Source organism: Pseudomonas fluorescens (genome assembly GCF_001307155.1).
GTDB classification, from domain to species: domain Bacteria; phylum Pseudomonadota; class Gammaproteobacteria; order Pseudomonadales; family Pseudomonadaceae; genus Aquipseudomonas; species Aquipseudomonas helvetica.
On record NZ_CP012830.1, the window covers coordinates 88,588 to 106,872 of the forward strand.

Below are 18,285 nucleotides of genomic sequence, written 5' to 3' on the forward strand. Positions count from 1 at the left end.
GCATGCGCCTGTTTCGTTCATTGACCCTGTTGTTGACCCTCGTTGCCCCGACGGCGTTTGCCGACAGTTTGTATCAGGTTGAAATGATCCTGTTCCGCCAGAACGCCGTGCCGGCCATTACCAGCCGCACCGCACCGGAAGACTGGGCTGCCGGCGCACGGCCGATCAGTGCCGACAGCCTGCGCACCCCAAGCCTGAATGCCGAGGCTGAAAAACTGCGCGCCAGCGGCGATTACACGGTGTTGCTACACAAGGCCTGGCAACAGAGTCTTGGCGAGGACGCGAGAAAAATCTCGATCAGCGACGGCAAGGAGCAATTCGGCCAGTTTCCGATCGAAGGCTCGCTGAACCTGAAGCTCGGGCGCTTCACCGATGTCGACGCGAACTTCTGGGTCAACCAGTTCGATGCCTATGGCCGGGTTACCGCCAGCGAACGCCTGAAGCAGCAAAGCCACACCAAAAACGGTCAGCTCAACTACCTCGACAACGGCCACCTGGCGCTGCTGATCAAAATCACTTCGCTCACTGCACCTGCGCGTCCGCCAGTCCCTGACGTTCTCCCGGACTGATTGAAGTCCCCATGCCCCCGAACCTGAGCAAACCCTTGGCCCCCTCATGGGTCAGCCGATTCAAGGAACAAAGCCTGGAGCGTGGCCGCCGCTACGCACTGGAAAATCGCGTCAGGATCGTCGAAGCCGGCGACAGCACCATCACTGCCAGTTGCGAAGGCTCTGGCGGCAATGTTTACCGCCAGACCATTACGCTGCGCGAATCCACCAAAGGCACTCTGTTACTGGTCGATGCAACGTGCAGTTGCCCGGTGCGCGTCAACTGCAAGCATTGCGCTGCAGTGTTGCTCAAAGTCCAGGAAACCCTTGAGTACCCGGCCGCCGCCAAAGATGCCGAGCTGCTGGAAAAACTGCAGGCGGTCCTCGAAAACCGTACGCCCGCACCTTTACCACAACTGCTGGTGGACAACGTGCAACCGGTGCCGCGTCTGTGGCTGGCGAGCATCGAGTTCAGCGCCTTCGAACCGCGCAACGGCAAAATGCAGCGCTACATCCAGCACCGTGCCGCGCTGTCTTTCAATTATCTGGATGAATACGTCAGCGGGCAGAAAAATGCCGACATCCTGATCCGGCAGGAACAGCAAACGCTACGAATCAAACGCCAGCCGGACGTCGAAAAAGCCTACCGGGAACAGCTGCGAATCCTCGGATTCAGAGTGGCGACCCGCCAAAGCAAAGCCTTGCCGGAAAGCGCCGGCGAACTGTATGAGATGGTCAACGACAGCGCCTGGCTGACGTTCACTCTCAATGAGCTGCCCAAGTTACGCACCCAGGGCTGGGAGCTGCAGATTGACGAAGACTTCGGCTTTGACCTGACGGCGGTCGATGACTGGTACGCCACGGTCGAAGAGGCGCCGGAGCGCGACTGGTTTGATCTGGAGCTGGGGATTATCGTCAATGGCGAGCGCCTGAGCCTGCTGCCGATCCTGCTGAACCTGATGCGCTCGCACACCGAGATTCTCAACCCGGAACGCCTGGCCAGACGCCGCGACGATGAACTGATTCTGGTGAACATCCCGCACCGTCCGAACGCCGAATACGGCCCGTTGCAGGTCGCGCTGCCGCTCGGCCGTTTAAAGCCGGTACTGGCGACCCTCGGCGAGTTTTACCTGCAAGAGCCCGGCGAAACCCGGTTGCGCCTGAGCAGCGCCGATGCCACCCGCCTGAATCCGCTGGAAGACATGCCTCTGCTTTGGGAAGGTGGCGAGCACATCCGCACCTTCGCCCAGCGCCTGCGTGACATCAAGGATTACACGACCGAGGCACCCGAAGGGCTGAACGCCACATTACGGCCTTATCAGCTTGAGGGCTTGAGCTGGATGCAGTCGCTGCGGCAACTGGAAGTCGGCGGCATCCTTGCAGACGACATGGGCCTGGGCAAAACCCTACAGACCCTGGCGCACGTGCTGACCGAGAAAAACGCCGGCCGCCTGGACCGGCCGTGCATGGTGGTGATGCCCACCAGCCTGATTCCCAACTGGCTCGACGAAGCGGCGCACTTTGCTCCACAACTCAAAGTGCTGGCACTGTATGGCACTGGACGTAAAAAGCATTTTGAGCATTTGGCCGAATACGACCTGATCCTCACCACGTATGCGCTGCTGCCCAAGGATGTCGAACGCTTGGCAACGCAGCCATTACATGTGCTGGTGCTCGACGAAGCGCAATACATCAAGAACCCCAACAGCAAGGCCGCTCATGCGGCGCGAGAGCTCAATGCCCGCCAGCGCCTATGCCTGAGCGGCACACCACTGGAAAATCACCTGGGCGAGCTGTGGTCGCTGTTTCACTTCCTGCTGCCCGGCTGGTTGGGCGACGTGAAAAGCTTCAATCGCGATTACCGCGTACCCATCGAAAAACGCGCCAGCGATGTACGACTGCAACACCTGAACGGTCGGATCAAGCCGTTCCTGTTGCGTCGAACCAAGGAACAGGTCGCCACCGAACTCCCGCCGAAGACCGAGATCGTCCATTGGGTCGAGCTCAACGAGGCGCAGCGCGACGTTTACGAAACCATGCGCCTGGCCATGGACAAGAAAGTCCGCGACGAGATCACCCGCAAAGGCGTGGCGCGCAGTCAGATCATCATTCTTGAAGCGCTGCTCAAGCTGCGGCAGGTGTGCTGCGACCTGCGACTGGTCAATGAGGCCGCCCTGCCCACGCGCGGCAGCACCTCGGGCAAGCTCGACAGCCTGATGGAGATGCTTGAGGAACTGTTCGAAGAAGGCCGCAAGATCCTGCTGTTTTCACAGTTCACCTCGATGCTCTCGCTGATCGAAGACGAACTGGATAAACGCGGCATCGCTTACGCGCTGCTGACCGGGCAAACCCGCGATCGACGTACTCCGGTGAAAGACTTCCAGAGCGGCAAGCGTCAGATTTTCCTGATCAGCCTGAAAGCAGGCGGCGTTGGCCTGAACCTGACAGAAGCCGACACGGTGATTCACTATGATCCATGGTGGAACCCGGCAACGGAAAACCAGGCCACCGACCGCGCTTACCGGATCGGCCAGGAGAAGCCGGTGTTCGTCTACAAGATGATTGCCCGCGGCACCGTCGAAGAAAAAATCCAGCACCTGCAAAAGGAAAAGTCCGACCTCGCGGCCGGCGTACTGGATGGGCGTTCGACCGGGGACTGGAAGCTGCAGAGCGACGATATTGAAGCGTTGTTTGCGCCGTTGCCGGACAAATCGAAGATTTAGCGGTGACTGCAAGATCGCCATCGCGGGCAAGCCTTGCTCCTACGGTTTTTGAGTCGATCGCGATATTTGCGGTCAACATGGATCTGTAGGAGCAAGGCTTGCCCGCGATGGGGTCAACTCGGTGTAACGAATGCTTAACCTTTAAGCACCCGCGCCAACGTCGACTTCACTTTGCCCATCCCCTCATGCAGCGCTTGCTCGATCTCGGCCATGGTAATCACCGCCGTCGATTTGCCCGCCGCCGGGTTCACCACCAGCGCCAGACACGCGTAATCCAGCTCCAGCTCGCGAGCCAATGCCGCTTCCGGCATACCGGTCATGCCGACGATATCGCAGCCATCACGCTCCAGGCGGGCGATCTCGGCAACGGTTTCCAGCCGCGGGCCCTGGGTGCAGGCATATACACCGTGACTGCTATAGGCACAGCCTTCAGCCGCCAACGCGGCAATCAACTGCTCGCGCAATGGTTCGCTGTAGGGATAGCTGAAATCAATGTGGGTGACCTGCTCCAGGTCATCGGCAAAATAGGTGTGCTGGCGACCACTGGTGTAATCGATCAATTGATGAGGCACGCAGAAATGTCCGGTGCCCATGGCGGCATGAATCCCACCGACCGCATTGACCGCCAGAATCGCCTGCGCGCCCGCCTGCTTCAATGCCCACAGGTTGGCCCGATAATTCACCTGATGCGGCGGAAAACGGTGCGGATGGCCGTGACGAGCGAGAAATAGCACTTCACGCCCAGCGTATTCACCGACCTGGATCTCGGCCGATGGTGCGCCGTACGGCGTGTCCAGAGCCAATGACTGGCGAATGCTCAAGCCTTCGAGCTGGGTCAGGCCGGTGCCACCGATAATCGCGTAAACCGTCATTGCAAAAAGTCCTTAATCAATCAGTTGGGCATCTTTGAGCGCGCCAAGAGCGGTAAGCCAGCGCGGATCCTGCCGGTAATCGGTGCTGGCGAACGACTGGCTGCGCATCCGCGCGATGCGTGCAGACGGCTTGACCTTCAGGCGCTGAGCTGCGCTCAGCGCCAGTTCGGCGGCCGCACGGTCATTGCACACCAGGCCCATGTCGCAACCTGCAGACAGCGCCGCTTCGATCCGGCTGGCAGCGTCGCCGACAACATGAGCACCGGCCATCGACAGATCGTCACTGAAGATCACCCCGTCAAACTGTAATTCTCCGCGCAGGATGTCCTGCAGCCAGCGGCGCGAGAAGCCGGCGGGCTGCGAGTCGACCTGTGGGTAGATCACGTGAGCAGGCATCACCGCCGCCAGCTGCTTGCTCAAGCGTGCGAACGGCACGAGGTCCTTGGCGCGGATTTCCTCCAGACTGCGCTCGTCATTCGGAATCGCGACGTGCGAATCGGCCTCCGCCCAGCCATGGCCAGGGAAGTGCTTGCCGGTCGCCGCCATGCCGGCGCTGTTCATGCCGCGAATGAACGCCCCCGCCAGCAAGGCCGCACGTTCCGGATCACCTTCGAACGAACGGGTGCCGACCACGGCACTGCGCTGGTAGTCGAGGTCCAGCACCGGGGCAAAGCTCAAGTCGAGGCCGACAGCCAGCACTTCGGTCGCCATGATCCAGCCACACTGCTCGGCCAGGTATTCGGCGTTCGGGTTGTCAGCAATCGCCCGCATGGCAGGCAGACGCACGAAACCCTGACGCAGGCGCTGCACCCGACCACCCTCCTGGTCCACCGCCAACAGCAGGTCAGGACGCACCGCACGAATCGACGCACTCAACTCTCGGACCTGGCGTGGATGCTCGATATTGCGCGCAAAAATGATCAGTCCACCCACTTCGGGCTGACGCAACAGTTGGCGATCTTCGGCCGTCAGCCAGGTACCGGCGACGTCCACCATCAACGAGCCTTGCAGGCCAGCAGTCATAAAAATTCCTTGATAACGAAAAGCGCGCGCGGCGCATCTTTGAAGAGCCCGGCCCGAAGCAGACACACGACTTCGCCGCCAAGGGTAATACCCGGCGGAACGTGGTCGGTAAAAGAGAAATCGAGCGGGTCTGAAACGAGAGTCGGCATGGGCGGCTAGCTTAGCGGATGTAAGCTGCCGCGCCCACCCGTGAACTGTTAAACCTTGGCCGCGACGGGTGCCGATTTGCTGCGAGGACGCAACTGGGCCGACGCCATGGCCTCGTCGGTGACGCCGGTTTCTGCGCGCATGCCAGCAGCCAGGAACGGCACCATCAGACGCATCACCTGCTCGATCGAGGTGTTCACCCCGAAATCGGTCTCGGCAATAGCGCGCAAGGCCTTGATCCCCGACATGCTGAACGCCGCTGCGCCGAGCATGAAGTGCACGCGCCAGAACAGCTCGATAGGCGGAATACGCGGCGCGGCTTCATTGACCAGCAGCATGTAACGACGGAATACCTTGCCGTACATGTCTTCCAGGTAACGCCGCAAATGCCCCTGGCTCTGACTGAATGCCAGCCCCAACAGGCGCATGAAGATAGACAAATCGTTGCCGCTGCGTGGCTGCACCACAAGGGCTTGTTCGACGAGAATTTCCAGCAGCTCTTCAAGGCTCGGCTTGCTGTCCGGCTTGGCCTGACGGCGCTCCAGCTCACGATCGAGGCTGATGCAGAAAGGCCCGAGAAAACGCGAGAAGACTGCCTGAATCAAGGCCTTCTTCGAGCCGAAATGATAATTCACTGCCGCCAGATTGACCCCAGCCTTGCTGGTGATCAGCCGCAATGAAGTTTCGGCAAAACCTTTTTCCGCGAACAACTGCTCGGCTGCATCGAGAATGCGTTCAACGGTTTCCGACTGGGCCATGGCTACTCCGCCTGACAAACACTTGTTTGAAACATACGTTTCAGCCTGGGCATTGTCAAGCCTGCCTGTTCGTTTTGCGAACGGTCGGTCAGCTATTTAACCATACAAGTCGGGAGCTGTAGCCAGTCCTACAAGCAGCAAGCTGACGATCTGTAAACCGACCGTCCAGCGGTCAGATAAAAAAGGAGGATTGCCAAGACCACTCCACTGTATATAATCCCAGTCACTGTATAAAAAGACAGAGCGATCGACATGATAAAACTGACGCCACGCCAAGCTGAGATTCTGGCTTTTATCAAACGCTGCCTCGAAGACAACGGCTATCCGCCGACCCGTGCAGAAATCGCCCTGGAGCTTGGCTTCAAGTCGCCCAATGCTGCGGAAGAACACCTCAAGGCTCTGGCGCGCAAGGGTGCAATCGAAATGACGCCCGGCGCCTCACGCGGCATTCGCATCCCGGGCTTCGAAGCCAAGGCCGACGAGTCCACCTTGCCGATCATTGGCCGAGTTGCTGCCGGCGCCCCGATTCTCGCTCAACAACACATCGAAGAATCCTGCAACATCAATCCTTCCTTCTTCCATCCACGCGCCGACTATTTGTTGCGCGTTCACGGCATGAGCATGAAGGACGTGGGGATTTTCGACGGCGACCTGCTCGCCGTGCACACCACGCGCGAGGCCCGTAACGGCCAGATCGTGGTTGCGCGGATCGGCGACGAGGTGACCGTCAAGCGTTTCAAGCGCGACGGCAGCAAAGTCTGGCTGATTGCCGAAAACCCCGAGTTTGCCCCGATCGAAGTGAACCTGAAAGATCAGGACCTGGTGATCGAAGGCTTGAGTGTCGGCGTCATTCGCCGCTAAAGGAGGCGTTATGCAGTTCCCTCACACACCACAGCACACCCAACTTCCGCTGTTCGAAGCGTTCATGGCGCAGCCGTTGGCGCCGACTCTCAAAGACGTGGTCGAGTCACCCTGGAGCGCCGAACCCGAAGTGTTCAGTGAGCTGTCATTGCGTGGTGCGGCTGGGAGCTGCCTGAACCTTCTGGCCCCCATCCTCAGAGAGTTGAGCCAGGACAAGGGCGCTCGCTGGCTGACACTGATCGCGCCACCCGCCAGCCTGACTCAAGCCTGGCTGCGAGATGCCGGCCTGAACCGCGAACGCATTCTGTTGCTACAACCTCGGGGAACACAAAGCGCCCAGCAACTGGCGTGCGAAGCCTTGCGCCTGGGCCGCAGTCACACCGTTGTAAGCTGGCTGAACCCGTTGAGTTCCAGCGCGCGCCAACAGCTGATCAGCGCCGCCCGTACCGGGGATGCTCAAAGTCTGAATATTCGGCTGGGCTAAGTGACACTCACTGTGCACTTGAAAGGCGCAGGGCTTCTCCAGGACAGAGAAGCCAATCTGTAACATCGACGTGAAATGATGCCCTACGAAAAGCCGACGAACGGAATCAATGAAGAATCCGCGGCCCTTCTTCTTTGTCGAATTCGCCTTCAACCAAGCGTCCAGCCATCTGCACACCCACGCTCAACATCGCCTTGGCGACTTCAACGTGCTGGCCCTGCAGGAACGCTTTGGCGTCTTCAGAGAAGTTCAAAGTCACCAGAGAACCCTCGTCCTCAGCTCTGCGCAGCTCAATACGGCCGTCTGGCAGTTCGACAATTTCTAGAAAGGACGTTGGCATAAAAGTCTGTTCTCCACGAAAGGCGGGGATTATATAGCCATCAGCGCGGCTTCGCTCGGGATCTTGAGGAACGGTCATCACCCAACCTTTACGACAAACCTCCTCCCCGCGGTTGCCACTTGAGCACAATGGCTACCCTTGCGGGAGATGAGCCCGCGGGCACGCCCCTCTCAAAAATTCGGTTTGTACTCAAAGACTGCGCTAGCCTCGGAATCAGAAAATGGAATGATCGCGTTTTTTTTGTTGAGGCAGCCATTAACAAGAGAGCTAGGGAACATTTGAATCGAATTATTGAAAATCTCTACCGCACCATTAAAAAGCGTAATGGCCGCTCCGACGTTTTCTTGCTGTTCAGTGATCTCCCGCATAAAGTTACCCACCAACTCATTGGCTTTGAGCTCTGGATACGCCTCAAATGCCACGCTCAATCCAGCCAGCAATTCCCGTGTTCCTTTTTGCACCGACTGTAGAGCGTCTCCATTGGCTTCTTGCGGCAACTTGCCGATGGCCGAACGCAGCCCCGTGATCTTTTCCAGCAGAGCCCCTTCGTAGGTCTTGAAACCCGCGACCTGCAGCTCAAGCTGATCCAGCACCCTGGTTTTCTGCCGCTCATAAACCAGAACATCGGCCCAAGCGCGCTGCGCACGGTTATGCCGACCAATAATTCGGTTGTAACAGATCCAGAAGGTAATCCCGATCAAGACCGCAAAAATCAACAACAACGCCATCGTCTAATACTCCATGTTTTTTACGGTTTTCGTGGAAGGCGCGAAATTGTCGTCATGCAATTCGGCCAAGCGATGAATCCACGACAGCAGCAACTCCAGACGAGGCAAACGAATGCCTGTCTCGATAAGCCGATTAAAAGCCTGTAAATTGCTGAGGGTGTCCGATGCTTTCGCCTCAAGTACCCCAGCGTTGCCGAAACTCAGACACAATCGCCCTTGCCCCGAGAACTCCAGGTTGATATCGCCCAACTGCTCGGTGAGCTGCAGCAAGTGCAGTACCGTGGCCGGCCTGGCAAAGATGGCACAAGCCATCTGCGTTTTACCCGTCAGACGAAACGCATTATTGAATTCACTGGATGTTGTATCCAGAGCCTCCTCAAGGTCCAGCGCCCGGAACCTGTCGCCGCGCACACGCACGTTTTCCACCCACGGAAAGTCCAACACCAGGCTATGCCGTGCAAACTTGCTATCAATTATTTTGGTTTCAACCTTTGTGCCGCCGGCGCCATCTGACACCCTGGTTTCGTAACTTTCGCGATCTACATACTGAACGTGCTGGTAAGTGAAGGACAGTTCATGAGTCGCACCAAAGTGCGTGCCATGAATCGTTTTCAGAATTTGTCGACTGAAGGAGCCTCGATGAAACTCCTTGAACTCCCCAAGCAGATTCTCTAGAACACTCGCATCAGGGTTGAACTGCTCTTTCAGGTCATAGGTGAACAAGGAAGATTTATGAGCGATTTTCTTGGAAAGCACGTCAACCAAACCCGATCGGTTATCCATCACCAACCAGCTGCCAAACAAAAAACCAAGCCCGAACAATAGCAAAGGTAGAAAAAACACGGTGGCGGCGATCAGGACCAAGCCAATGTAGCGAAACAACTTCGGAGTGGCGTTATTAAACTCTAATGGCCCACCGAATGCTTCGATCTGCCTGATAACATCAAGCAGATCCGAGGTACTGGTGGCGGCGTCGACACGCGCACTCGATTGCTCGAAGAGCTGTCGCAGCTTTTTGTTATGCAATACGGAAGACATGCTTCATCCCTGAAAAAACCAACGGCACCGTCCGGTCCGGTTATGTACCTAGCACTCATTCAACCCTTCGCGAAACCGAATCGCCAAATCCTTGAGGTTCTGACGCCAGCTTTCCAGCTCTTCTCGACTCAACTCTTGAGGCGCCTCTTCTTCATCGAGGTTAACCGCCATGATCAGCGGCTGGGTCACGTCGCCCTTGGGCTTGTGCGGCACGCGTGGCGGTTGAAACAGCGCGGCATGGGCAGCCAAAAGCTTTGCCAGCCAGGTTTCAGGGTTATTCGCCAATTCGACCATCTCCGCCATTTCCGGAATAGCGATGGTCTCGAGCACTTCACGAGTCAGCAGCAATTCTGCTCGCGGTGCATTGGCCTGAGGCAAACGGTAAAAACCGGCAATCTCATGACACAAGCCCAGCAGTGCGCCGTACAAGTGAAACAACGCTGACTCACGCCCGGCCTGGATCAGCGCCAGGGAATTCATTGCCCGCCCCTCTTCCGCCCGGGCCAGCGCCTCAAGCGACAGACCGGCAAAGTAAATTTTCTGATTGGTACGGGTATAGAGCTCAAAGGCCATGACGGCAGTCTCCACAACGAAATAAGACGCGTAATGCAGGTCTGACAGTGTCATGGATCAGACAAGCCGACTGCAAGCACAAAACAAAAGGCCGCATGAAAACCCGAGGGTTCGCATGCGGCCTTTGGCGTCGCATTGCCCGATTATTTGGCTACGCGCTTGTCTTCAACCACCCACTTGCCACCGTCGTAGAATGCCTTCCAACCGGTAGGCTTGCCTTCGACTTCGGTCTGCACGTACTGCTCCTTGGTCTTGCGGCTGTAACGGATCACTGCCGGGAGACCATCCGGGTCCTTCTTCGGCGCCGCGCAGAGGAAGTGGTACTTCGGATCGATCTCATCCTTGTGCGGCACGATCTCGATCACCAGCGGAGCACGGGTCTCGCGGTTTTTCGGGAACTGGCTCGCCGCCAGGAACAGGCCGGAAGCACCGTCACGCAGAATGTAGGTGTCGTTGACCTTCTCGCACTTGAGCTCGGGCATCTTCACCGGATCCATCTTCGGCGGTGCCGCGTCACCGCTCTTCAGCAGTTTGCGGGTGTTCTTGCAGGTCGCGTTGGTGCAACCGAAGAACTTGCCGAAACGACCAGTCTTCAACTGCATTTCGCTGCCGCACTTATCGCACTCCAGGCTCGGACCTTCGTAGCCCTTGATGCGATAGCTGCCTTCTTCGATCTCGTAACCTGCACAATCCGGGTTGTTACCGCAGATGTGCAGCTTGCGCTTCTCATCCAGCAGGTAAGCATCCATCGCGGTACTGCAGATCGGGCAGCGATGCTTGCCACGCAGCACCAAAGACTCCGACTCACCCTCGTCGTCCGCAGCGATTTCATCGCCCGGTACCAGGTTGACAGTGGCTTTGCAGCGCTCTTTTGGTGGCAGGCTGTAGCCCGAGCAACCAAGGAACACACCGGTCGATGCTGTACGAATCTGCATCGGACGACCGCAGGTGAGGCACGGAATGTCGGTCATGACCGGCTGATTGGCACGCATGCCGTTTTCCGCGCTCTCGGCTACTTCGAGTTTCTTCTTGAAGTCGCCGTAGAACTCGTCCAGCACGTTTTTCCAGTCGCGCTCGCCCTGGGCGACGTCATCGAGGTTCTCTTCCATGCCCGCGGTGAAGCCGTAGTCCATCAGGTTCGAGAAGCTTTCGGACAGACGCTCGGTGACGATGTCACCCATCTTTTCCGAGTAGAAACGACGGTTGTGCAGCGCGACGTAACCGCGGTCCTGGATAGTCGAAATGATCGCCGCGTAGGTCGAAGGACGACCGATACCGCGTTTTTCCATTTCTTTAACCAGGCTCGCTTCCGAGTAACGTGCCGGCGGCTTGGTGAAGTGCTGGCTTGGATCAAGCTTGATCAGCTTCAGCACATCGCCTTGCGCCATGTCCGGCAGCACATCGTCGTCGCCAGGCTTGGCCATTTGCGGCATGACGCGGGTGTAACCGTCGAACTTCAGGATGCGGCCCTTGGCACGCAGCTCGAAGCCGCTAGCTGCGACGCTGACGGTGGTCGACAGGTATTTCGCCGGCAGCATCTGGCACGCGACGAATTGGCGCCAGATCAGCTCGTAGAGACGCTCAGCGTCACGCTCCATGCCCGACAGCTTGCTTGGATCGGTATTCACGTCAGAAGGACGAATCGCTTCGTGAGCTTCTTGCGCGCCTTCCTTGCTGCTGTAGACGTTCGGTGTTTCCGGCAGGTACTTGCTACCGAACTCACCCTCAATATAAGTACGCGCCATCGCCACGGCATCAACCGAGAGGTTGGTCGAGTCGGTACGCATGTAAGTGATGTAGCCAGCTTCGTACAGACGCTGGGCCATCATCATGGTTTTCTTCACACCGAAGCCCAGGCGGTTACTGGCAGCCTGTTGCAAGGTGGACGTGATGAACGGTGCCGACGGCTTGCTGCTGGTCGGTTTGTCTTCGCGCTTGGCGATGGTGTAGCTGGAAGCCTTGAGCTTCTCCAGCGCAGCCATGGCCTGGGCTTCGTTGAGCGGCTTGAAGGCTTCGCCGTTTTCACGGGCCACTTCAAAACGCACATTGGCGCCCTTGGCAGTGCCGAGGTCAGCGTGAACTTCCCAATACTCTTCCGGGTTGAACGCGCGAATCTCGCGCTCACGCTCCACCACCAGCTTCACGGCTACCGATTGCACACGGCCGGCAGACAGACCGCGAGCGATCTTGGCCCACAGCAGCGGCGAAACCATGTAACCCACCACGCGGTCGAGGAAGCGACGCGCCTGCTGGGCATTGACCCGATCGATGTCCAGCTCGCCCGGCTGGGAGAAAGCTTCCTGAATCGCCTTCTTGGTGATTTCGTTGAACACCACGCGCTTGTAGCGGCTGTCATCACCACCGATGGCTTCGCGCAGGTGCCAGGCAATGGCTTCCCCCTCGCGATCCAAGTCGGTTGCGAGATAGATGGTGTCAGCATCTTTGGCGAGCCGGCGCAGCTCTTCGATGACCTTTTCCTTGCCCGGGAGGATCTCGTACTTGGCTTTCCAACCATGATCGGGATCGACACCCATGCGCGAGACCAGCTGCTTGCGCGCCTTTTCTTTAGGCGACAGCGCCGGCACTTCACCAGCAGCAGCTTTGCCGCGCTTGGCAGCAGGCTCTTTGCTGGCGCTAGCCGAACCGCTGGTGGGCAGGTCTCGGATATGGCCGATACTCGACTTCACCACGTATTGGTTACCCAGATACTTGTTGATGGTCTTGGCCTTAGCCGGGGATTCCACAATGACCAGCGATTTGCCCATGGATCAGAAAATTCCTGAATTCTAGAAGTGAAAGGCGGTTGGCGCCTGACGCGGCACCGCTATATATAGTGGCAACAAGGTGAGGTCAAGCGCAGGGTTCTGCGCGCTCTCAGCTTATGGCCTTGAAAAAAGGCTTGGTTCGGCCTGCACCAAAGCAAAGCGTGGGACCTGTTCGCCGTCAACTTCGACCGACTCCAGGAACATGCTCAAGGGACGCACCCAAAAGCCGTAATCGCCATACAGGGCTTGGTAGAAGACCACTTCTTCTTCGGTCTCGGAATGCCGCGCAACACTGAATACGCGGTACTGCGGACCTTTGTAATGCTGGTAGAGCCCTGGTTGTATCGGCATGGTCTGGCCCTCACTCAAATCACTTGAAATAAAAAACAAAAAAAATCTTCAGAAAAACAAAAACCGGGGCACTTGGCCCCGGCTTCCGTCGACGAATCGCTTAAACGCGTTCGAAAACGGTGGCAATGCCCTGGCCGAGGCCAATGCACATGGTCGATACACCGAAGGTGCCGCCATTCTGCTTCATTACATTGAGCAGCGTGCCGGAGATACGTGCACCGGAGCAACCGAATGGGTGGCCCAGGGCGATCGCGCCGCCGTGCAGGTTAACCTTCTCGTTCATCTTGTCGAGCACTTTCAAATCTTTCAGCACTGGCAGGGCCTGTGCAGCGAAAGCTTCGTTGAGTTCGAAGAAGTCGATATCGGCAATACCCAGACCTGCACGCTTCAGTGCTTTCTGTGTCGCCGGTACTGGACCATAGCCCATGATCGCCGGATCCACACCTGCCACTGCCATCGAGCGGATCACCGCCATCGGCTGGATGCCCAGGTCCTGTGCACGCTGCGCCGACATCACGATCATGCACGAAGCACCATCGGTGATCTGCGACGAAGTACCGGCTGTCACGGTGCCACCCTTTGGATTGAACGCCGGCTTCAACGCCGCCAGGCTTTCCAGGGTAGTTTCCGGACGGATGGTTTCGTCGTAGTCGAACAGTTTCAGGAAACCGTTCTCGTCGTAACCCTGCATCGGGATGATTTCGTCTTTGAACTTGCCTTCCACCGTCGCTTTATGAGCGAGTTGGTGGGAGCGCACGCCGAAGGCATCTTGCTGCTCACGGGTAATGCCGTGCATTTTACCGAGCATTTCTGCGGTCAGGCCCATCATGCCCGAGGCTTTCGCCGCGTACAGCGACATGTGCGGGTTCGGATCGACACCGTGCATCATGCTCACGTGACCCATATGCTCGACGCCGCCAACCACGAACACGTCACCATTACCGGTCATGATCGCTTGCGCTGCGGTGTGCAATGCACTCATCGACGAGCCACACAGGCGGCTGACGGTCTGGCCGGCAGCCGTGTGCGGGATCTGAGTCATCAAGGACGCCATGCGGGCGATGTTCCAGCCCTGCTCCAGGGTCTGGTTCACGCAGCCCCAGATCACGTCTTCGACTTCGCTCGGGTCGACCTTGACGTTGCGTTCCAGCAATTTGCTGATCAGGTGCGCCGACATGTCTTCGGCGCGGGTGTTGCGGTGCATGCCGCCCTTGGAGCGGCCCATCGGAGTACGACCGAAGTCGACAATCACGACGTCTCTAGGATTCAAGCTCATATAATTTCACTCTCGCTCTAGTGTGGGCGCTTAACCGAAGAAGCTCTGGCCGTTTTTGGCCATCTCGCGCAGCTTCGCGGTCGGGTGGTACAGCGCGCCCAAATCAGCGTACTGGTCAGCCAGGGCAACGAACTCTGCAACACCGATTGCGTCGATGTAGCGCAGTGCACCGCCACGGAATGGAGGGAAACCAATACCGTAGACCAGACCCATGTCGGCTTCGGCAGCGGTTTCGACGATGCCGTCTTCCAGGCAACGCACGGTTTCCAGGCACAGCGGGATCATCATCCAGTTGATGATGTCTTCGTCGGTCACTTCACGCTGTTCGAAGACGATTGGCTTGAGCACTTCGAGTACCGACGGATCGGCTACTTTCTTCTGCTTGCCGCGCTTGTCGGTCTCGTAGGCGTAGAAGCCCTTGCCGTTCTTCTGGCCCAGGCGCTTGGCTTCATAGAGCACGTCAACGGCCGAACGACGGTCGTCTTTCATGCGGTCCGGGAAGCCTTCAGCCATCACGTCACGACCGTGGTGACCAGTGTCGATACCGACCACGTCCATCAGGTACGCCGGGCCCATTGGCCAGCCGAATTTTTCCATGACCTTGTCGATACGGACAAAGTCCACACCGGCGCTGACCAACTTGGCGAAACCGCCGAAGTACGGGAACAGAACGCGGTTGACCAGGAAGCCCGGGCAGTCGTTGACGACGATCGGGTTCTTGCCCATTTTCTTGGCGTAGGCAACGGTGGTGGCAATGGCCTGCTCGCTGGACTTCTCGCCACGAATGACTTCAACCAGAGGCATCATGTGCACCGGGTTGAAGAAGTGCATGCCGACGAAGTTTTCCGGACGCTTGAGGGCCTTGGCCAACAGGCTGATGGAAATGGTCGAGGTGTTCGACGCGAGGATGGTGCCCTCTTTGACCTTGTCTTCGACTTCGGCCAATACCGCTTGCTTGACGTTAGGGTTCTCGACAACCGCTTCGACCACCAGGTCGACGTGGCCGAAATCACCGTAGGACAGGGTTGGACGAATGCCGTTGAGCACTTCGGCCATTTTGGCTGCGGTCATGCGGCCTTTATCAACGCGGCCAACCAGCAGTTTCGCGGCTTCGGCCAGACCCTGCTCGATACCGTGCTCGTTGATGTCCTTCATCAGGATCGGCGTGCCTTTGGACGCCGACTGATAAGCGATACCACCGCCCATGATACCGGCGCCGAGTACGGCAGCCTGTTTCACGTCTTTGGCGATTTCGTCGTAGGCCTTGGCTTTTTTCTTCAGTTCCTGATCATTCAGGAACAGACCGATCAAGCTCTGCGCAGCAGAGGTCTTGGCCAGTTTGACGAAACCGTTGGCTTCAACTTCCAGAGCCTTGTCGCGACCGAAGTTCGCGGCTTTCTGGATCGTCTTGATCGCTTCAACCGGCGCCGGATAATTCGGGCCAGCCTGACCGGCCACAAAACCTTTGGCGGTTTCGAAAGCCATCATTTGCTCGATGGCGTTCAGCTTGAGCTTTTCCAGCTTCGGCTGACGCTTGGCCTTGTAATCGAACTCGCCGGAAATGGCGCGCTTGAGCAGTTCCAGGGCCGCTTCCTGCAGCTGCTCTGGAGCGACCACCGCATCGACTGCGCCGACTTTCAGCGCATCTTCCGGACGGTTTTCCTTACCAGCGGCAATCCACTCGATGGCGTTGTCGGCACCGATGATGCGCGGCAGGCGAACGGTACCGCCGAAGCCTGGGTAGATGCCCAGTTTGACTTCCGGCAGACCGATCTTGGCCGTGGTGGACATGACGCGGTAGTCCGCCGCCAGGCACATTTCCAGACCGCCGCCCAAAGCGATGCCGTTGATCGCGGCCACGGTTGGAACATTGAGGTCTTCGAAATCGCTGAAAATCTTGTTGGCTTCGAGGTTGCCAGCAACCAGCTCTGCATCCGGCAGCTTGAAGTTGTCGACGAATTCGGTGATGTCGGCACCGACGATGAATACGTCCTTGCCACTGCTGACGATCACACCCTTGACCGACGCATCTGCCTTGATGGCGTCTACGGCCGAACGTAGTTCGTTCAGGGTTAGACGGTTGAACTTGTTGACGGACTCACCCTTGAGGTCGAATTTCAATTCGACGATGCCACTTTCAAGAGCCTTAACCGTGATGGCTTTACCTTCGTAAATCATCAACTGATCTCCACGATATGGAAGCTGAACAGTACACGTCGGACGCTGACGTTCTGGCTCGGCATGGACGTTACCGTCGATGCTAACGCCATCCCACCAGGCACACCCGCCAACGCGATAGTCGGGATTCTGTAGGAGCCGTCTGTAATACAAACGCTCAATTCATACGCCCGTTTGATTTGGGTACGCCACCTTCACGGAATTTCCGACAATTGTCAATCGCCCAAAAGACGGGTTATCACTCGACTTTGCGGTCATATCCGTACCACGAAGACCTGCAACACGCGGATGCATGTTCAACTATTCATAGAATCAATATTTAGAAACGTCGCCCTAATTAGCTGCGCAACTCGAAATACAAGCTACGCTGGCCGGGGACGATAAACGAAAAAACAGAGGCGCTTATGGCGAACGCCAAGCGCAAGATCAACGCCACGCCTTGGGCAGCGTGACGATTCAGCGAATTACCGGCCTGCCTGGCCACTCCAGCCCGATGACGATGTCGGGCTTTTTATTGCCTGTGTGTAGGCGCTGCGTTTCAGGCTAATGCCTTCAGCACGGCATCGATCTCATTCAATACACTGGCCTCGCCCCGCTCCCCCCAATACAAGGTGATCATTTGCTTGTCGGCCTCAACCTTGTAGACGTTGGCCGGCAACTTCCGGAAATGGATCAGCAACGACTCATCCTGACAAACCTCTCGCCATTGATTGACCCACACGCCTGGCGCACTTTGCCAATAAATCCAGCACGCCGGTTTATTGCCCCGCCGCGGACGATGATATTGCGCACACGGGCTGGGCGGCGCTGGCTCTAGCCAATGCGGCCACTCCTGCGGTGCCAGCTGCATGGCCAGGCCAATACGCCGCGCCTCCATGCGCAAGGCCATCTGCCCCCCCTGTTTACGCGAAGGCCGCAGCCATGCCAGCGGGCTCAGCACCACTGCGAGGATTGACACCACTATCCAGACCGTCATATCTGTACTCCCGATTCTTGATGGGCGGATTGACCCCTGTCAGAACCAATCCGCTTGAAACCAGCCATACTTACCGTTATCGCAATCCTCAGGAGGAGCACCTCATGCCCTACCACCATATTCTGGTCGCCGTAGATCTAACCGAAGAGTGCGATCCTGTGATTCACCGTGCTCGCGAGTTATCGGTCAGCAACGGTGCCAAATTGTCCCTGGTTCATATTGTCGAACCGATGGCCATGGCCTTTGGTGGTGACGTGCCGATGGACCTGTCGCAATTGCAGCAACAGCAATTCGACCAGGCCAAGGAGCGCCTCGAGCGCCTGATCAACAAATATCCTGAACTTTCCAAAGAATACAGCCACTTGACCTATGGCCAGCCACGCCAGGAAATCCATCATATGGCCAAGGAACAGGAATGCGATCTGATCGTCGTCGGCAGTCATGGCCGCCACGGCCTCGCACTGCTGCTGGGTTCCACCGCCAATGACGTGCTGCACGGTGCACCTTGCGATGTGCTGGCGGTGCGCCTGATCAAAAGCTGAATACGTCCAAATGGAGACCCAGTGTAGGAGCCGGGCTTGCCCGCGATGGGACCATTACAGGCAATGCAAAGACCGAGGTGACGCCATCGCAGGCAAGCCAGC

General features: G+C 57.7%; 18 protein-coding genes. 5 read left to right on the top strand and 13 right to left on the bottom strand.

Annotated elements, in window-relative coordinates; all coding sequences use genetic code 11:
- The first annotated feature begins 2 nt into the window (after positions 1–2).
- Together AO353_RS00440 and AO353_RS00445 are read left to right on the top strand one after the other, a co-directional pair.
- Complete coding sequence (locus tag AO353_RS00440; protein ID WP_054593182.1) at positions 3–569, top strand: CsiV family protein; 567 nt, start codon at positions 3–5, stop codon at positions 567–569.
- 11 nt (positions 570–580) lie between these two features.
- Positions 581–3,271 (top strand): DEAD/DEAH box helicase, encoded by a 2,691-nt coding sequence (locus AO353_RS00445; RefSeq protein ID WP_054593183.1) that lies wholly within the window; start codon positions 581–583, stop codon positions 3,269–3,271.
- 134 nt (positions 3,272–3,405) lie between these two features.
- On the opposite strand, the gene AO353_RS00450 is transcribed toward AO353_RS00445, so the two are convergent.
- The 4 genes from AO353_RS00450 to AO353_RS00460 are packed head-to-tail and all read right to left on the bottom strand — an operon-like array spanning position 3,406 to position 6,071.
- Positions 3,406–4,143 carry an S-methyl-5'-thioinosine phosphorylase gene (locus tag AO353_RS00450; RefSeq protein ID WP_054593184.1) on the bottom strand — a complete coding sequence of 246 codons (738 nt, stop codon included), beginning with the start codon at positions 4,141–4,143 and terminating at the stop codon, positions 3,406–3,408.
- 12 nt (positions 4,144–4,155) lie between these two features.
- Positions 4,156–5,154 carry a beta-N-acetylhexosaminidase gene (nagZ, locus tag AO353_RS00455; protein WP_173859960.1) on the bottom strand — a complete coding sequence of 333 codons (999 nt, stop codon included), beginning with the start codon at positions 5,152–5,154 and terminating at the stop codon, positions 4,156–4,158.
- A gap of 8 nt (positions 5,155–5,162) precedes the next feature.
- Entirely contained in the window at positions 5,163–5,315 is a 153-nt protein-coding gene (locus tag AO353_RS31175) for a hypothetical protein (RefSeq protein ID WP_158246518.1), read from the bottom strand.
- Positions 5,316–5,363: 48 nt separating this feature from the next.
- Positions 5,364–6,071, bottom strand: a complete 708-nt coding sequence (locus AO353_RS00460) for a TetR/AcrR family transcriptional regulator (protein ID WP_054593186.1) — start codon at positions 6,069–6,071, stop codon at positions 5,364–5,366.
- A 252-nt stretch (positions 6,072–6,323) separates the two neighbouring features.
- On the opposite strand from AO353_RS00460, the gene lexA reads away from it, so the two are divergent.
- Together lexA and sulA are read left to right on the top strand one after the other, a co-directional pair.
- A complete protein-coding gene (gene lexA / locus AO353_RS00465; RefSeq protein WP_054593187.1) occupies positions 6,324–6,932 on the top strand; it encodes a transcriptional repressor LexA in 609 nt (202 codons plus the stop codon).
- Positions 6,933–6,942: 10 nt separating this feature from the next.
- Positions 6,943–7,416 (top strand): SOS-induced cell division inhibitor SulA, encoded by a 474-nt coding sequence (gene sulA / locus AO353_RS00470; RefSeq protein ID WP_054593188.1) that lies wholly within the window; start codon positions 6,943–6,945, stop codon positions 7,414–7,416.
- 106 nt (positions 7,417–7,522) lie between these two features.
- Here sulA and AO353_RS00475 read toward each other — a convergent pair whose 3' ends face one another.
- From AO353_RS00475 to AO353_RS00515, 9 genes are all read right to left on the bottom strand, one after another.
- Positions 7,523–7,756 (bottom strand): hypothetical protein, encoded by a 234-nt coding sequence (locus AO353_RS00475; protein WP_019692745.1) that lies wholly within the window; start codon positions 7,754–7,756, stop codon positions 7,523–7,525.
- Positions 7,757–7,926: 170 nt separating this feature from the next.
- Entirely contained in the window at positions 7,927–8,484 is a 558-nt protein-coding gene (locus AO353_RS00480) for a LemA family protein (protein WP_054593189.1), read from the bottom strand.
- Positions 8,485–8,487: 3 nt separating this feature from the next.
- Positions 8,488–9,522 (bottom strand): hypothetical protein, encoded by a 1,035-nt coding sequence (locus AO353_RS00485; RefSeq protein WP_054593190.1) that lies wholly within the window; start codon positions 9,520–9,522, stop codon positions 8,488–8,490.
- A 48-nt stretch (positions 9,523–9,570) separates the two neighbouring features.
- Positions 9,571–10,095 carry a DUF6586 family protein gene (locus tag AO353_RS00490; RefSeq protein WP_054593191.1) on the bottom strand — a complete coding sequence of 175 codons (525 nt, stop codon included), beginning with the start codon at positions 10,093–10,095 and terminating at the stop codon, positions 9,571–9,573.
- A 143-nt stretch (positions 10,096–10,238) separates the two neighbouring features.
- Positions 10,239–12,860: a type I DNA topoisomerase gene (topA, locus tag AO353_RS00495; protein ID WP_054593192.1), complete on the bottom strand. Its 2,622-nt coding sequence runs from the start codon at positions 12,858–12,860 to the stop codon at positions 10,239–10,241.
- A gap of 114 nt (positions 12,861–12,974) precedes the next feature.
- Positions 12,975–13,211 carry a DUF1653 domain-containing protein gene (locus tag AO353_RS00500; RefSeq protein ID WP_019692748.1) on the bottom strand — a complete coding sequence of 79 codons (237 nt, stop codon included), beginning with the start codon at positions 13,209–13,211 and terminating at the stop codon, positions 12,975–12,977.
- 100 nt (positions 13,212–13,311) lie between these two features.
- Complete coding sequence (fadA, locus tag AO353_RS00505; protein ID WP_019692749.1) at positions 13,312–14,487, bottom strand: acetyl-CoA C-acyltransferase FadA; 1,176 nt, start codon at positions 14,485–14,487, stop codon at positions 13,312–13,314.
- 30 nt (positions 14,488–14,517) lie between these two features.
- Positions 14,518–16,665: a fatty acid oxidation complex subunit alpha FadB gene (gene fadB, locus AO353_RS00510; protein ID WP_054593193.1), complete on the bottom strand. Its 2,148-nt coding sequence runs from the start codon at positions 16,663–16,665 to the stop codon at positions 14,518–14,520.
- A 538-nt stretch (positions 16,666–17,203) separates the two neighbouring features.
- Positions 17,204–17,641, bottom strand: coding sequence for a hypothetical protein (locus AO353_RS00515; protein ID WP_054593194.1), 438 nt, complete (start codon positions 17,639–17,641; stop codon positions 17,204–17,206).
- A 104-nt stretch (positions 17,642–17,745) separates the two neighbouring features.
- Between AO353_RS00515 and AO353_RS00520 the strand changes: the two genes are divergently transcribed.
- On the top strand, positions 17,746–18,183 hold the full coding sequence (locus AO353_RS00520) for a universal stress protein (protein WP_019689573.1): 438 nt from the start codon (positions 17,746–17,748) through the stop codon (positions 18,181–18,183).
- Positions 18,184–18,285: the final 102 nt, after the last annotated feature.

Coding starts and splice junctions, on each gene's coding strand:
- sulA (WP_054593188.1), top strand. CDS start 6,943: ATGCAGTTCCCTCACACACCACAGCACACCCAACTTCCGCTGTTCGAA.
- AO353_RS00480 (WP_054593189.1), bottom strand. CDS start 8,484: ATGGCGTTGTTGTTGATTTTTGCGGTCTTGATCGGGATTACCTTCTGG.
- AO353_RS00515 (WP_054593194.1), bottom strand. CDS start 17,641: ATGACGGTCTGGATAGTGGTGTCAATCCTCGCAGTGGTGCTGAGCCCG.
- AO353_RS00460 (WP_054593186.1), bottom strand. CDS start 6,071: ATGGCCCAGTCGGAAACCGTTGAACGCATTCTCGATGCAGCCGAGCAG.
- AO353_RS00440 (WP_054593182.1), top strand. CDS start 3: ATGCGCCTGTTTCGTTCATTGACCCTGTTGTTGACCCTCGTTGCCCCG.
- AO353_RS00485 (WP_054593190.1), bottom strand. CDS start 9,522: ATGTCTTCCGTATTGCATAACAAAAAGCTGCGACAGCTCTTCGAGCAA.
- AO353_RS00475 (WP_019692745.1), bottom strand. CDS start 7,756: ATGCCAACGTCCTTTCTAGAAATTGTCGAACTGCCAGACGGCCGTATT.
- AO353_RS00450 (WP_054593184.1), bottom strand. CDS start 4,143: ATGACGGTTTACGCGATTATCGGTGGCACCGGCCTGACCCAGCTCGAA.
- AO353_RS31175 (WP_158246518.1), bottom strand. CDS start 5,315: ATGCCGACTCTCGTTTCAGACCCGCTCGATTTCTCTTTTACCGACCAC.
- AO353_RS00490 (WP_054593191.1), bottom strand. CDS start 10,095: ATGGCCTTTGAGCTCTATACCCGTACCAATCAGAAAATTTACTTTGCC.
- fadA (WP_019692749.1), bottom strand. CDS start 14,487: ATGAGCTTGAATCCTAGAGACGTCGTGATTGTCGACTTCGGTCGTACT.
- AO353_RS00500 (WP_019692748.1), bottom strand. CDS start 13,211: ATGCCGATACAACCAGGGCTCTACCAGCATTACAAAGGTCCGCAGTAC.
- topA (WP_054593192.1), bottom strand. CDS start 12,860: ATGGGCAAATCGCTGGTCATTGTGGAATCCCCGGCTAAGGCCAAGACC.
- AO353_RS00445 (WP_054593183.1), top strand. CDS start 581: ATGCCCCCGAACCTGAGCAAACCCTTGGCCCCCTCATGGGTCAGCCGA.
- fadB (WP_054593193.1), bottom strand. CDS start 16,665: ATGATTTACGAAGGTAAAGCCATCACGGTTAAGGCTCTTGAAAGTGGC.
- lexA (WP_054593187.1), top strand. CDS start 6,324: ATGATAAAACTGACGCCACGCCAAGCTGAGATTCTGGCTTTTATCAAA.
- AO353_RS00520 (WP_019689573.1), top strand. CDS start 17,746: ATGCCCTACCACCATATTCTGGTCGCCGTAGATCTAACCGAAGAGTGC.